At 64.1% G+C, this 13,709-nt stretch carries 10 protein-coding genes; 5 read left to right on the top strand and 5 right to left on the bottom strand.

Features of this window, described 5'->3' with window-relative positions; all coding sequences use genetic code 11:
• Positions 1-184: 184 nt before the first annotated feature.
• The gene (locus tag U1R88_RS09950) at positions 185-784 is read left to right on the top strand and encodes a superoxide dismutase (protein WP_322431082.1); all 600 of its coding nucleotides are present in this window, start codon (positions 185-187) and stop codon (positions 782-784) included.
• Between the two features lie 698 nt (positions 785-1,482).
• The gene (gene murJ, locus U1R88_RS09945; RefSeq protein WP_322431081.1) at positions 1,483-3,012 is read left to right on the top strand and encodes a murein biosynthesis integral membrane protein MurJ; all 1,530 of its coding nucleotides are present in this window, start codon (positions 1,483-1,485) and stop codon (positions 3,010-3,012) included.
• On the opposite strand, the gene U1R88_RS09940 is transcribed toward murJ, so the two are convergent.
• The 4 genes from U1R88_RS09940 to U1R88_RS09925 form a co-directional block, all read right to left on the bottom strand.
• A complete protein-coding gene (locus U1R88_RS09940) occupies positions 2,990-4,030 on the bottom strand; it encodes a zinc-dependent alcohol dehydrogenase family protein (RefSeq protein WP_322431080.1) in 1,041 nt (346 codons plus the stop codon). The genes murJ and U1R88_RS09940 overlap by 23 nt on opposite strands.
• A 64-nt stretch (positions 4,031-4,094) precedes the next feature.
• Positions 4,095-5,480: a M20/M25/M40 family metallo-hydrolase gene (locus tag U1R88_RS09935; RefSeq protein ID WP_068288804.1), complete on the bottom strand. Its 1,386-nt coding sequence runs from the start codon at positions 5,478-5,480 to the stop codon at positions 4,095-4,097.
• A gap of 139 nt (positions 5,481-5,619) precedes the next feature.
• Positions 5,620-6,078, bottom strand: coding sequence for a response regulator (locus U1R88_RS09930; RefSeq protein WP_322431079.1), 459 nt, complete (start codon positions 6,076-6,078; stop codon positions 5,620-5,622).
• Positions 6,079-6,274: 196 nt separating this feature from the next.
• The gene (locus U1R88_RS09925) at positions 6,275-7,777 is read right to left on the bottom strand and encodes a helicase HerA-like domain-containing protein (RefSeq protein WP_068288798.1); all 1,503 of its coding nucleotides are present in this window, start codon (positions 7,775-7,777) and stop codon (positions 6,275-6,277) included.
• 201 nt (positions 7,778-7,978) lie between these two features.
• Here U1R88_RS09925 and U1R88_RS09920 point away from each other — a divergent pair, with 201 nt between their 5' ends.
• Genes U1R88_RS09920 through scpA form a run of 3 tightly spaced genes read left to right on the top strand, consistent with a single transcriptional unit; the run spans position 7,979 to position 11,883 of the window.
• Entirely contained in the window at positions 7,979-8,371 is a 393-nt protein-coding gene (locus U1R88_RS09920) for a DUF2780 domain-containing protein (protein ID WP_068288794.1), read from the top strand.
• Positions 8,372-8,374: 3 nt separating this feature from the next.
• A complete protein-coding gene (locus U1R88_RS09915; protein ID WP_322431078.1) occupies positions 8,375-9,727 on the top strand; it encodes a methylmalonyl-CoA mutase family protein in 1,353 nt (450 codons plus the stop codon).
• Entirely contained in the window at positions 9,724-11,883 is a 2,160-nt protein-coding gene (gene scpA, locus U1R88_RS09910) for a methylmalonyl-CoA mutase (protein ID WP_322431077.1), read from the top strand. The genes U1R88_RS09915 and scpA overlap by 4 nt, the downstream gene beginning before the upstream one ends.
• 81 nt (positions 11,884-11,964) lie before the next feature.
• On the opposite strand, the gene U1R88_RS09905 is transcribed toward scpA, so the two are convergent.
• Positions 11,965-13,548 (bottom strand): Na+/H+ antiporter, encoded by a 1,584-nt coding sequence (locus U1R88_RS09905; RefSeq protein ID WP_322431076.1) that lies wholly within the window; start codon positions 13,546-13,548, stop codon positions 11,965-11,967.
• Between the last annotated feature and the right edge of the window lie 161 nt (positions 13,549-13,709).

Below are 13,709 nucleotides of genomic sequence, written 5' to 3'. Positions count from 1 at the left end.
GTGCATCGGCCTTGCAGCCCGCTCCGGCGGGCATCGAGGCCGCTAGCCGCCACCCCTTCACTCGGCTCCCGCCCGGATGGCTGCAAGATCTGCGATCTCGCGGCAACCGTTCGGGAACACTGGACGGGCGGGCTGCGTTTTGTAGCCATGCCCATCGCCATCATGTCACTTCACGAGGAACACCATGTCCTTCACGCTTCCCGAACTGACCTACTCCTATGACGCCCTCGCGCCCTACATGTCGCGCGAAACGCTGGAGTTCCACCACGATAAGCATCACCTTGCTTATGTGAACAACGGCAACAACCTGCTCAAGGGCACGGAGTGGGAAGGCAAGAGCCTCGAGGACATCGTCAAGGGCTCTTATGGCAAGAATGCCGGCCTGTTCAACAATGCCGGCCAGCACTACAACCATCTGCATTTCTGGAAGTGGCTGAAGCCCAATGGCGGCGGCGCGATTCCCGGCAACCTCGAAAAGGCCATCGTTGACGGCCTCGGCTCGGTCGACAAGGCCAAGGAAGACTTCATCCAAGCCGGCGTCACCCAATTCGGTTCGGGCTGGGCCTGGCTCGCCGTCAAGGACGGCAAGGTCATCGTCGCCAAGACCCCGAACGGCGAGAGCCCGCTGGTGCACGGCGCCACCCCGATCCTCGGCGTCGACGTCTGGGAGCATTCCTATTACATCGACTACCGCAACCGTCGCCCCGACTATCTCAAGGCTTTTGTCGACAACCTGGTGAACTGGGAATATGTCGCCGAGCTCTATGAAGCGGCAGTGAAGTAAGCAGCCTTGGAGCGCCATTCGGCCCATGGGCTCGAATGGCGCCTACTTCGCAGGGACCGCCCTCCACATCCCGCAATCCATCGGGCTGCAGGGCGTCTTCAGCACTTTATCGAGAAGCTGAAAGGGCGGAGCGTTCTCCGCCCTTTTCATTTTAGGAGATTTACCGTGCGTCCGTCCCACCTGACGCATGGCTTGCCCCATTTTTGGCACAAGGCCTAAATTCGAAATATTCGACAGATCAGATAATGCATTGATATTCTTATATTTTCTCAAAAATTGGTAGCGGAGCACCTGCAATCGCTACGCATAGCTCGCCTAGCAGCCATGCAAACTCAGCAATTGTTTATTGTGCGGCGCACACTAAACTAATCCTTGTCAAACGGCGCGGAACTTTTTCCCCGTTTGATAGCCCTCCTTGGGCGTTTCCTCCCTAGACTTGGGCCGCAGCGCAAGCTGCGGCCTCTTTCTTTTTCAGGGGCTTTTGCACTCTGGCGCAATTGTCGAGAATCGCAAGGCATGGAAACGGCACATCCGAGTAAATCGACGCCACACTTGAACGCGACTCGCCCGGACAGTGGCTTCTCCACCGAAAATCCATACCGTCCTCACCCGACGGCAACCTTTTCAAGGCGATACTGCCTGTTCCCGCCGATCAAAGCCGCGTATAGGCGGAGCTGACATCACGATAGGCCCTCTCCTTGCTGAAGAACATTCTTTCCATCGGCGCCTGGACCATGGTGTCGCGCGTGACCGGTTTTGTCCGGGACGCCTTGATGGCCGCCCTGATGGGAAGCGGCCCGGCCGCGGAGGCCTTCATCGTCGCTTTCCGCCTACCGAACAATTTCCGCGCCATCTTCGGCGAAGGCGCCTTCAACGCCTCCTTCGTGCCCGCCTACACCAGGGTTCACCAGCAGGATGGGGACGACGCCGCACGGCTGTTCCAGGGGCGGATTGTGTCGATATTGCTGATCTCGCAGGTCATCCTGCTCGGATTGGTGCTGATCTTCACGCCGCAATTCGTCGGCTTGAATGCGCCGGGCTTCGAGGGCGAGCGTTTCGACCTCGCCGTGACGCTCACCCGCATCACCTTTCCGTATCTCATCCTGATCACCCTGGCCACGCTCTATGGCGGCGTGCTCAACGCCGTCGGACGCTTCACGGCCGCCGCCGCGGCACCGATCCTGCTCAATGTGGCGATGATCGCCACCCTGCTCGCGCATCATTGGTTTCCGACCACCGCCCACGCCGCGGCCTGGGGCCTCACCATCTCCGGTGTCCTGCAGCTCGGCTTCATGCTGTGGGCGGCGCGCCGGGCCCGCGTGCTCGCCAAGCCCGAGCCGATCAAGCTGGACGCGCCGGTGAAAGCCTTCTTCAAGGCGCTGGGGCCGGCCACTATCGGCTCGATGGGCACCCAGATCGCCATCTTTGCCGATACCATCATCGCCTCGCTGCTATCGGCCGGTGCAGTGGCCGCCCTCTATTATGCCGACCGCATCAATCAATTGCCGCTCGGCATCATCGGCATCGCGGCCGGCACCGTGATCCTGCCGCAGATGAGCCGCCTGCTGGCGGCCGGACAGGTCGACGAGGCGCATGCCGCCCAGCGGCGCACCATCTTCCTGACCTGGCTGCTGGCCGCGCCTTTTCTCGCCGGCTTCCTTGCCGTCCCCGATCTCATCATGCGTGCATTGTTCATGCGCGGCGCCTTTACCGCGGCTGATGCCGAGGCCGCCTCCAGCGCCCTTCTCGCCTATGGCGCAGGCCTGCCGGCGGTGGTGCTGATCCGCTCGGCCGTCGCCAGCTTCTATGCCCGCGGCGATACGGCGACGCCGCTCTGGGCCTCCCTTACCGGCATCGCCGTCAATATCGGGCTGAAGATCGTCCTGATGGGACCGCTGCAGCAGGCGGGGCTTGCCCTGGCGACTTCGCTCGGCGCCTGGGTCAATTTCGGCCTCCTGGCTATGCTGGCCAGTCGCCGCGGCTTCATGCATCTCGACCGGCGCCTCTATGCCATGCTGGCTTGCGTCGCCCTGGCAACCGTCACCACCGGCCTGGCCATGTATGCGGCCGCCACCGCCCTGGTGCCATTCCTGGCCGGGCTCTCCCATATTGGAGACATTATCGGCCTCGCCGTCGTTGGCATCGTCGGCGCGGCGTTCTACGGCGCCACCGTCTATTGTGCGTTCGGCACGGCCGGCATGGATCTCAAAAGCGCGTTACGACGCTGATGCCGACACCGTCGAAGCGGTCCATCCGCATCAGGGCTTCCGGCGCCTCGTCGAGGCCGATGCGGCTGCCGATCAGCTTCTGAGGCGCCAGCTTGCCGGCGGCGATCATGTCGAACATCGCCTGGTAGCGGAAGGCCTGCATGCCGTGGCTGCCGAGGATCTCGAGCTCGTAGGCGATCACACGATCCATGGGTATCGGCGGCCTGGCATGGTCGCCCAGCATCAGGCCAACCTGGACGTGGCGGCCGCGCCGGCGCAGATTGCCGATGGAGTTGACGCTGGTGACGGGATGGCCCAGCGCATCCAGCGATACCTGGGCGCCGCCGCCGGTGAGGTCTCGGACCGCGGCCACCACATCTTTGGTTCGGGCAGCATTGATGGTTGCCACCGCGCCGAATTGGCGAGCGAAATCCAGTTTTTCATCGGTCAGATCGATGGCCACGACATTGGCGCCGACAGCGCTGGCAATCATGATCGCCGACAGCCCGACGCCGCCGCAGCCATGCACGGCGACCCAGTCCCCTGCCCGGACCCGTCCCTGGTCGACCACCGCTCTGAAGGAGGTGGCAAAACGGCAGCCCAGGCTCGCCGCCGTCGCCGAATCGAGGGTTTCGGGCAATTCGACCAGATTGGCATCGGCGAAATCGAGCGCTACGAACTCGGCAAAGGAGCCCCAAGCCGTGAAGCCCGGCTGGAACTGCTGCTCACAGACCTGCTGGTTGCCGCCGGCACATTCCCGGCAATGGCCGCAGCCGGCGACGAAAGGCACGGTGACTCGCTGCCCCGCACGCCAGCGCCTGACCTGGTTGCCGACCGCCACGATAGTGCCGGCCAATTCGTGCCCCGGGACATGGGGCAGCACGATATCGGAGTCGTGCCCCATCCAGCCATGCCAATCGCTGCGGCACAGGCCCGTGGCCTCGACCTTGACCACCACCCCCTCCGGCGAGGGCGTCGGGTCGGGAACGCTTTGGAGTTTCGGCGGCTGCCCGAACTGTTCGAAAACCACGGCTTTCATGATGGATCCGTATCGCGCCAACAAAGGGGGCAGGTGCTGGCACCGGCCCCGCTGACGGCCTGTTCTATTTGGCGAGCGCGTCGAGAATGCGCACCCAGGAGCGGATGCCCCGGTGGAAGCTGCGCACATCGTACTTCTCGTTGGGCGAATGGATCTGGTCGTCTTCCAGGGCAAAGCCGATCAACAGCGAATCGATGCCGAGGATGCGCTGCATGTCGCCGACCACCGGAATCGACCCCCCCGACCCGATCACCGGTGCGGTGCGTCCCCACTCCTCCGCCAGCGCCGCTCGCGCCTTGGCCAGTGGTTCGCTATCCGCCGGCACGGCGATGGCGGGGCCGAGGCCATGCGACTGGAATTCGGCCTGGCAGTCAGCCGGCAGGCGATCGGCCACGAATTTGCGGAAGGCAGCCTGCACCTTTTCGGGCTCCTGGCCGGCCACGAGGCGGAAGGACACCTTGGCGAAAGCCTGGGCGGCGATCACCGTCTTGGCGCCCTCGCCCTCATAGCCGCCGCTGATGCCGTTGACATCGCAGGTCGGGCGTACGGTGATCTGCTCGAGCACCGTGCGATCCTTCTCGCCGGCCGGCACCTTCAGGCCGACTTCGGCAAGATAGGCCTCACCGTCGAAATCGAGAGCGGCCCACTCGGCCTTCACCGCGTCGGGCAATTCCTTCACGCCGTCGTAAAAGCCCGGCAGGGTGACGCGGCCATCGTCGTCGTGCAAGGCGGCGAGGATCTTCGAGAGCACCCGAATCGGGTTCTGGGCAGCACCGCCATACATGCCCGAATGCAGGTCGCGGCTGGCGGCCTTGATGGTGACTTCCTCATAGACCATGCCGCGCAGCATGGTGGTGATGGCCGGCGTTTCGCGATCCCACATGTCGGTATCGCAGACCAGGCAGAAATCGGCCTTTAGCTCGTCCTTGTTCTCCTTGAGGAAGGGAATGAGGCTGCGCGAGGATGATTCTTCCTCGCCCTCCAGGAACACCGTCACATCGATCGGCAGTTCCCCCTGCGTCTCGATCAGGGCGCGGCAGGCCTCGATGAAGGTCATCACCTGGCCCTTGTCGTCGGAAGCGCCCCTGGCCACAATGATATCGCCGTGGGGACCGGGCTTGCGCACCGGCTCGAACGGCTTGGTGTGCCACAGATTGAGCGGATCCGGCGGCTGTACGTCATAGTGGCCGTAGAATAGGACATGCGGTACGCCCGGCTTGCCGGTGCGGCGATGTCCCACCACCATGGGATGGCCGATGGTCTTGCGCGGCGAGGCATCGAAGCCGATGTCCCTCAAGACCGCGGCCGCCCATTCGGCGGCCTTCTGACAATCGCCGGCATAGGCGCTGTCGGCGGAGATCGAGGGAATGCGGAGAAATTCGAACAGCCGGTCGAGGCTGGCATCGAGTGCCTTGTCGGCAGCATCGAGCGCTTTATTGATATCAGACATGTGCCTTAACGATGCAGGTGAGAAAGCGCCAAGCTAACGCGCCTTGCCCGCTCTGGGTAGGGCCGACTTGTCTTCCGATGGCATTTTCGCGGCCCGTGGCTGCGCCCTCCCTGAGCGGGAAGGGCAAAAATAGCGCTGGTCAGCTCGCAAGGCTCCGCATCCGAGCGGTGAGTCGTGTGCGCTGGATCATCGATCCCACCCGCCGATAGATCTGCCGCGGCGAGACCGGCTCGGTCAGCACGGCATCGAAACCAGCCTGGGTGGCCGTGAGAAGCGCAGCACGGTTCGGCTGGTTTGCGATCAGCAGAATCGGCACTTCACGCAGCTCGCCTCCTTCGTCCTGGCTCAGTGCGCCCAACAATGCAAAGGCGTCCGCAAGCACCGGCAGTGCGATCACAACACCGAGCGGGGGATCCCGGCGCGCCATCTCCAGAGCATCCACGATACCCGAAGCAAGTCTGACTTTGGTCATGCCGAAATCCAACAGGTTCTCACGCCAAAACTCGGCAACCTCTCTGTTTGGATTCACTAATAAAATATCAGCGGATTGTATTACTTTTCTATTCGACCGGTCGTTCAGTATAGTTGCGCCATCCATCGCCCAAGAGCCTCCAGCAATCGCGCTTCAAAAGCTCATACGCCAAGGGTACCCAAACGTATATGCTGATCCCAATACCTCACCAGGAGGGGCAGGAATGCAATACGGGAAATTTGACGTAGGCGGCCCGAATAACGGCGAACTGGTAGTACTTGTATACTGACTCTTCAGCTATGGCATTGCGAGGGCGCTTGCCTTAGCGTCGCGAACGGCCGCCGAGCACACCTCTCAGGATCGCCTGGGTAATCTCCCGGCCGGCGGTCGTCGCGATCGTGCGTGTCACCGAGCGAATCACGGCCTGCGAGGTCGTCATGCGGCCGGAAGCACGCCCGCCGCCGCTGCCCGAACCGAACACGCTTCCCAGGACGCTGCCGAGCAAACCGCCGCCCTCCTCCGCCTGCTCGGCGGGCGCTGCCTCGTCGGTGACGCGGCGCTGCAGCATTTCGAAGGCCGATTCGCGATCAACCACGGTTTCATATTTGCCACGTAGCGGGGAAGCCTGCAGGATCGCCTGGCGTTCGGCCGGCGTGATGGCGCCCACCCGCGCCGCCGGCGGCAGGATCAGCGCCCGCTGCACAATGGAGGGCACGCCATTGCCTTCGAGGAAGGAAACCAGGGCCTCGCCCTTGCCGAGTTCCGAGATGACCTTGGCGGTGTCGAGCTCGGGATTGGGGCGGAAGGTCTCGGCCGCGGCCTTGACCGCCTTCTGGTCGCGCGGGGTAAAGGCGCGCAAGGCATGCTGCACGCGATTGCCGAGCTGGCCGAGCACGGTGTCGGGCACGTCGAGCGGGTTCTGGGTGACGAAATAGACGCCGATGCCCTTGGAACGGATCAGGCGCACCACCTGCTCGATCTTCTGCAGCAGCGCGGGCGGGGCATCGTTGAACAGGAGATGCGCCTCGTCGAAGAAGAACACCAGCTTGGGCTTGTCGAGGTCGCCGACCTCGGGCAGTTGCTCGAAGAGCTCGGACAGCAGCCAGAGCAGGAAAGTGGCGTAGAGCTGGGGCGCCATCATCAGCTTGTCGGCGGCCAGGATATTGATGGTGCCGCGCCCCTTGGCATCGAGCAGGCCGATATCGGCAAGCGACAGGGCCGGTTCGCCGAAGAATTTGTCGCCGCCCTGCTGCTCCAGCGCCAGGAGCTGGCGCTGGATCGCCCCCACCGTCGTCTTGGAGACATTGCCATAGGTCTTGATCAGCTCGGCCGCCTTGTCGGCCATGTCAGCCAGCAGGGCCTGAAGGTCCTTGAGATCGAGCAGCAGCAGGCCCTGGTCGTCGGCGAGCTTGAAGGCGGCGTTGAGCACACCCTCCTGGACGTCGTTCAATTGCAGCATCCGGGCGAGCAGGAGCGGCCCGACATCAGAGACCGTCGCACGGATCGGCATGCCCTGCTCGCCGAAGACGTCCCAGAACTGCACCGGAAACTGGTCGGGCTGATAGGTGATGCCGACGTCGGCGGCCCGCTTGACGATGAAGTCCTTGGCTTCGCCGCGCTGGGAGACGCCGGAGAGGTCACCCTTGATGTCCGCCGCGAACACCGGCACGCCACGGGCGGAGAACCCTTCCGCCAGGACTTGCAGGGTCACCGTCTTGCCGGTTCCCGTCGCCCCGGTGACCAGCCCGTGCCGATTGCCGAAGGCCAGCGCGAGATATTGAGGCTCCGCGCTCTTGGCAACGAAAATCCGGCTCTGATCGGTCATCTCTTCCTGTCCTGAACGGTCAAATCGCAACGCGAACCATAACCGGCCGCGCGGCCAATCGCTACGGCCAATGGCTTGATGAAGTGTTACAAGTATTTAAAGCCACGGCCTTGATCTCCATGGCAAAATGGGAAACAGAGAAGAGCGGTTGGCCTACCGTGGGTCTTTGGTAGCATCCGCGTCACGTCAGGGAGAAAAAAGATGGAAGAGCTGGTCGCCCAACTGGGTGCGAAGATTGGCGTGAGCCCCGAAGTTGCGACGCAGGCTATCGGTGCCGTGCTTGCCTTCCTGGAGCGGGAAGGACCCGCGGATGCGGTATCGAAGCTCGTCGATTCGATCAGTGGCGCGCGTGAAGTCACCAATGAGGCCATGAATGCCCAGAGCGGCGGCTTCATGGGCATGCTGGCCGGCATGGTCGGCCATGTCGGCGGCGGCATCGCCGGCCTTGGCGGCCAGTTGATGGCGCTCGGCCTCGACCTCAACCAGATCCAGGCGATCGGCAAGGAGCTCTTCGCCTATGCCGAGAAGGAAGCCGGGCCGGAAGTGGTCGGCAAGATCGTCGCCGAGATCCCCGAACTCGGCCAGTTCGTCTAAGCCATGGCGGAGGCGGGTGCGGACGAGGCCCGTTGGCGCGACACCGTCGCCGGCGTGCTCAAGGGAGCCTCCTTCGAAGACAGGCTGACCAGCCCGTTGCCGGACGGCGCGCGCCTACAGCCCATCTATGCCCGCATGACCGGCGCCCTGCCCATCCCTGGGCGGCCGCCGGCTGCACCCTGGACCGTGGTCCAGCGCGCCGATCATCCCGACATCGTATCGGCAAATGCCCAGCTCCTCGAAGATCTCGAAGGTGGCGCCAACGGCATCACGCTGGTATCGGCCCAAAGCCCGTTCGCACGCGGCTTCGGCCTGTCCATCAACGGTGCCGACAGCCTGGATGGCCTGCTGGCCGGCGTCGTGCGCAATGCCATCGAGATCCGGCTCGATGCTGGGCCGCAGACCCTGCAGGTCGCGCGCTGGCTCAGCGAGATCGAAGGCGGTACCGTTCACTACGGCTATGACCCGATCGGCCAGCTCGCCACCACTGGCATCTTGCCGACCGGATGGCCCTCGACAGCTTCGGTTCTCGGCAATCATCGGCAAGGCGGCACGGTGCTGACCGCCGATAGCCGCGCCTTTCATGAGGCCCGCGCGACCCCGGGGCTCGAGCTCGCCAGCGTGCTGAGTTCGGCCCTGTCCTATCTACGCGTGCTGGAGGCGACCGGCCTGCGCCTGGAAGAAGCGCGCCACTGCATCGGCTTTACCGTCGCCGCCGACCAGGACGTGTTCACCACCATCGCCAAGCTGCGGGCCCTGCGCCTGCTCTGGCTCGAGATCGAGGACGCCTGCGGCCTCGCCCCGAACCCGATCCATATCCACGCGGAAACCGCCTGGCGCATGCTGAGTCGGCGTGACCCGGCCACCAACATGCTGCGCAACGGACTGGCCGCCGCAGCTGCGGGGTTGGGCGGTACCGACAGTGTCGCCATCCTGCCTCATACGGCCGCCAATGGGCTCGCCGACACCCATGCCCGGCGTGTTGCCCGCAATTGCCAGCACGTCCTGATCAGCGAAGCCAATCTGCACCGCATCGCTGACCCGGCCGCCGGCTCGGGCGGGCTGGAGACTATGACCCAGGCCCTCCGCGAGGCAGGCTGGGCCCAGTTCCAGGCCATCGAACGCCAGGGCGGCATCATCAACGTGATCCAGTCAGGCTGGCTGCAGGAGGAGATCGAACGGCTACGCCAGCCTGTCGGCACCATCATCGGCGCCAATAAATACGCCCTTGCCGAAGAACCGATCGTTTCGGTGCTGCGCCCGGCCCCTGCGGACGCGGTATCGCCTGCGGCTCCGGCCTTGAATCGCGGGCGCGATGCGGTCCCGTTCGAGAGCGTGCCAGGAGGCGCCGCATGAGCCGCATCCCCGATTTCTCGAACCTCTCCCTGCGCCGTCTTTCACCCGGCCCGCTGTTGACCGGCGAGGTCTGGCAGACGCCCGAGGGTATCGATATCAAGGCCGTACATGGGGAGAGCGACCTGATCGGCCTGCAGGCCGTCGATTCCTGGCCGGGCCTGCCGCCCTTCCTGCGCGGCCCCTACCCAACCATGTATGTCCAGCAGCCCTGGACCATTCGCCAATATGCCGGCTTTTCGACCGCCGAGGAATCCAACGCCTTCTATCGGCGCAATCTTGCGGCGGGCCAGAAGGGACTGTCGATCGCCTTCGATCTTGCCACCCATCGCGGCTATGATTCCGACCATCCGCGTGTGACCGGCGATGTCGGCATGGCCGGCGTCGCCATCGATTCCATCATCGACATGCGCACTTTGTTCCAAGGCATCCCGCTCGACGAGATGTCAGTGTCGATGACCATGAACGGCGCCGTGCTGCCGATCCTGGCGCTCTACATCGTCGCAGCCGAGGAACAGGGCGTTTCACCAGGCAAGCTGGCGGGCACCATTCAGAACGACATTCTGAAGGAGTTCATGGTCCGCAACACCTATATCTATCCGCCGGGTCCCTCCATGCGCATCGTCGGCGACATCATCGCCTACACCGCGCAGAACATGCCGAAATTCAATGCGATCTCGATCTCCGGCTATCACATGCAGGAGGCCGGCGCGACGCAGGATCTGGAGCTCGGCTACACGTTGGCCGACGGGGTCGAATACATCAAGGCCGGGCTGAAGGCCGGGCTCGACATCGACCATTTCGCGCCGCGCCTGTCCTTCTTCTTCGCCATCGGCATGAATTTCTACATGGAGGTGGCCAAGCTGCGGGCCGCCCGGCTGCTGTGGACGCGTCTGGTGCAGCAGTTCAATCCGAAATCGGCCAAGTCGCTGGCCTTGCGCACGCATTGCCAGACGTCCGGCTGGTCGCTGACGGCGCAGGACGTCTACAACAACGTCACGCGGACATTGATCGAGGCGATGGCGGCCACGCAGGGCGGCACCCAGTCCCTGCACACCAACGCCCTCGACGAGGCCCTGGCGCTGCCGACGGATTTTTCGGCCCGCATCGCCCGCAACACCCAGCTCGTGCTGCAGCAGGAAAGCGGCACCACGAGGCTGATCGACCCGTGGGGCGGGGCCCACGCCATCGAAAGCCTCACCGCCGACCTCGCCGCCAAGGCCTGGCAGCATATCGAGGAAGTCGAGGCAATGGGCGGCATGGCCAAGGCGATCGAAGCCGGCCTGCCCAAATTGCGCATCGAGGAAGCCGCCAGCCGGACCCAGGCGCGCATCGATGCCGGCGAACAGGCGGTGATCGGCGTCAATATCTACAAGCCTCAGTCGGAGCCACCGCTCGACCTGCTCAAGGTCGACAATTCGGCCGTGCGAGCGGCCCAGATCGCCAAGCTCGAACAGTTGAAGGCCGAGCGCGATCCGGCTGCCCTGGAGCAGGCCTTGGATGCCCTGAGCAAGGGTGCGGAAGGCGATGCCAATCTCCTTGCCCTCACCGTCGACGCGGCGCGGGCCAAGGCGACCGTCGGCGAGATTTCGTCAGCCCTCGAAAAGGTGTTCAGCCGCCACAAGGCGCAGATCCGCGCCACCTCCGGCGTCTACAAGGCGGCCATGAGTGGCGACGGCATCGAGAAGGTACAGCGCCAGACCGCCATCTTCCGCGAGGAAGAAGGACGTCCGCCCAAGATCCTCGTCGCCAAGATGGGCCAGGACGGCCACGACCGCGGCCAAAAGGTCATCGCTTCCGCCTTCGGCGATCTCGGCTTCGAGGTCGAGATCGGCCCCCTTTTCGCCACGCCCGAGGAAGTCGCCAGGCAGGCCGCCGACAGCGATGTCCATATCGTCGGCGTTTCCTCCCTCACCGCCGGACACCTGACGTTGGTTCCCGCCTTGCGCAAGGCCCTGGTGGCCGAGGGCCGGCCCGACATCATGATCGTGGTGGGCGGCGTGGTACCAGAGCACGATTTCGAAGCTCTTTATGCGGCAGGCGCCCAGGCGATCTTCCCACCCGGCACGGTGATCACAGAGGCGGCCAGCGGCCTGCTCGACGAATTGCTAAACCAGCTGCGCCACCGGCACCACAACCGGCCACGGGACGCTCAGTGACGGCCGGCGTTTTATGGGATCGTAGGCATCCCTGCCTGCGATCCCAATGTACTCCGCCAAGATCGTCACGGCCTGCCCTCATCACGATTTGGCGGAGATCGCGCTCAACTCTTCCAGGTCCAAGTCGCGTTCCAATTCGTGCAACGTCTCGTTGTCGATCTTCCCAACCCGGTGAAGCCTGATCAGTTCGCTGCGCCCGGTGGCGATCGCCGCCAGGACGACGTCGAAATGGGCATGAAGCCCCGGCTGATACTCTTCGGTGCGCTCGGCATAGTCGACGATCATCGTGGCCCGGCGCTGGTAGCGCTCCAGCAATCGGGGATGGATGAGTGTCCCCTCGCTGTCATAGGCGAGTTGCTGGATGGTGAGCAATTGCTTCTGCGCCATGGCAGATTCGGCCTGGGCCATGGTGAGGCGAGCCCTTTCCGATTCCGGCTCGACCGGCTTCACCCAGCCGATCACCCGCCCCAGGGTGGTGCCTTGGACCAGCACCGTTCCCAGGATCACGGCGAACGACGTCACCAGGATGAAGTCGCGGCCGGGAAAGCCTTCCGGTATGCTCAGCGCCAAAGCCAGGGTGACGACACCGCGTACGCCGGCCCAGCTCAGGATGGTGGCGTTGGCAAGGCCAAGCGGCGTGTAGCGGTCGAGCCCCGCAGCCATGCAAAGCCGGATCACCAGATCGGATCCGAACACCCAGGCAAAGCGCGCAAGGGTAAGCGCCAGCAAGATCACCAGAATAGGCACGACCATCGTATTGGCCACCACGCCGAAGCCGCCGCCGCGTTCCACCACGCCCCGCAGGGTAAAACCGATAAGGATGAAGACCGCGGCCTCCATCAGGAAGATCATCACAGTCCAGAACGCCGTGCCGCGCATGCGTACCGAAGCGGAAAACACGGTGTGCTGGTACCAGCCGGCAATCAGGCCCGTGGTGACGGTGGCGATGACGCCGGAGACATGAAGCATTTCACCCAGCAGATAGGACGACCAGGACAACAGGCATGTGGCGGCGATGATCAGATATTCGTCACCGAGGCGGCGCGCGAGGAGAACCCAGGTTGCGCCGGCAGCGACTCCGACGAGCACGCCGCCCAATGCCAGCAGGAAGAACTCACCGACTGCATCCATCGCGCTGAAAGTGCCGGTGACGCCGGCCGCGATGGCAAAGCGAAACAGCACGAGGCCGCTCGCATCGTTGAACAGGCTCTCGCCCTCGAGCAGGATCTGCAGGCGCCGGGGCAGTTTCACCCGCTGCAGCACCGCACGGGCGGAGACGGCATCGGGCGGCGACACGATGGCACCGAGCGCCGCACAGGCGGCCCAAGGCAAGGACGGGAAGACGAGATGGGTCGCCACGGCGACGATGACGCAGGTAAAGACCACCGCCCCGACGGCCAGCGAGGCGATACCGATCATGTGGCGCCGCAACCGGCCGAGCGCGATGAACCAGGCCCCGTCCATCAGCAGCGGCGGCAGGAAGATGACGAGCACCAGGTTGGGATCGAGCGCGATGGCGGGCAGGCCCGGCAGAAAGGCAAGCGATGCACCGCCGACCAGCAGCGCCACGGAGGGCGGCAGCCCCAGCTTGTGGGCGGCATAATGCAGGACGATGATCGCCAGGAACATCGCGATCACCAGTTCGAACAGGTGAATTGGGTCCATCCGCCTCTGCCCCGATTTGGCTTTTGCAGACCCTATATCGTCACGTCAGAAATGAAAGCCGGCGTTTTCGGCACAAATGCCGGGTTGATGCGCGCCCCTGTCGTGCCTCTCATTTTGAGGAGCACGGCCAGGACGAGCGAAACGCGCCGATCCTTCCCCGG

The sequence above is a fragment of the Labrys sedimenti genome, assembly GCF_034424805.1.
Classification (GTDB): domain Bacteria; phylum Pseudomonadota; class Alphaproteobacteria; order Rhizobiales; family Labraceae; genus Labrys; species Labrys sedimenti.
Note: the sequence above shows the minus strand (reverse complement) of the source record. Positions and strands in the feature narration are given on the sequence as shown.

Bases quoted from the DNA above. Each gene is read 5' to 3' on its own strand.
- U1R88_RS09950 (WP_322431082.1), top strand. From the start codon at position 185: ATGTCCTTCACGCTTCCCGAACTGACCTACTCCTATGACGCCCTCGCG.
- U1R88_RS09940 (WP_322431080.1), bottom strand. From the start codon at position 4,030: ATGAAAGCCGTGGTTTTCGAACAGTTCGGGCAGCCGCCGAAACTCCAA.
- U1R88_RS09935 (WP_068288804.1), bottom strand. From the start codon at position 5,480: ATGTCTGATATCAATAAAGCGCTCGATGCTGCCGACAAGGCACTCGAT.
- U1R88_RS09930 (WP_322431079.1), bottom strand. From the start codon at position 6,078: ATGGATGGCGCAACTATACTGAACGACCGGTCGAATAGAAAAGTAATA.
- U1R88_RS09925 (WP_068288798.1), bottom strand. From the start codon at position 7,777: ATGACCGATCAGAGCCGGATTTTCGTTGCCAAGAGCGCGGAGCCTCAA.
- U1R88_RS09920 (WP_068288794.1), top strand. From the start codon at position 7,979: ATGGAAGAGCTGGTCGCCCAACTGGGTGCGAAGATTGGCGTGAGCCCC.
- U1R88_RS09915 (WP_322431078.1), top strand. From the start codon at position 8,375: ATGGCGGAGGCGGGTGCGGACGAGGCCCGTTGGCGCGACACCGTCGCC.
- scpA (WP_322431077.1), top strand. From the start codon at position 9,724: ATGAGCCGCATCCCCGATTTCTCGAACCTCTCCCTGCGCCGTCTTTCA.
- U1R88_RS09905 (WP_322431076.1), bottom strand. From the start codon at position 13,548: ATGGACCCAATTCACCTGTTCGAACTGGTGATCGCGATGTTCCTGGCG.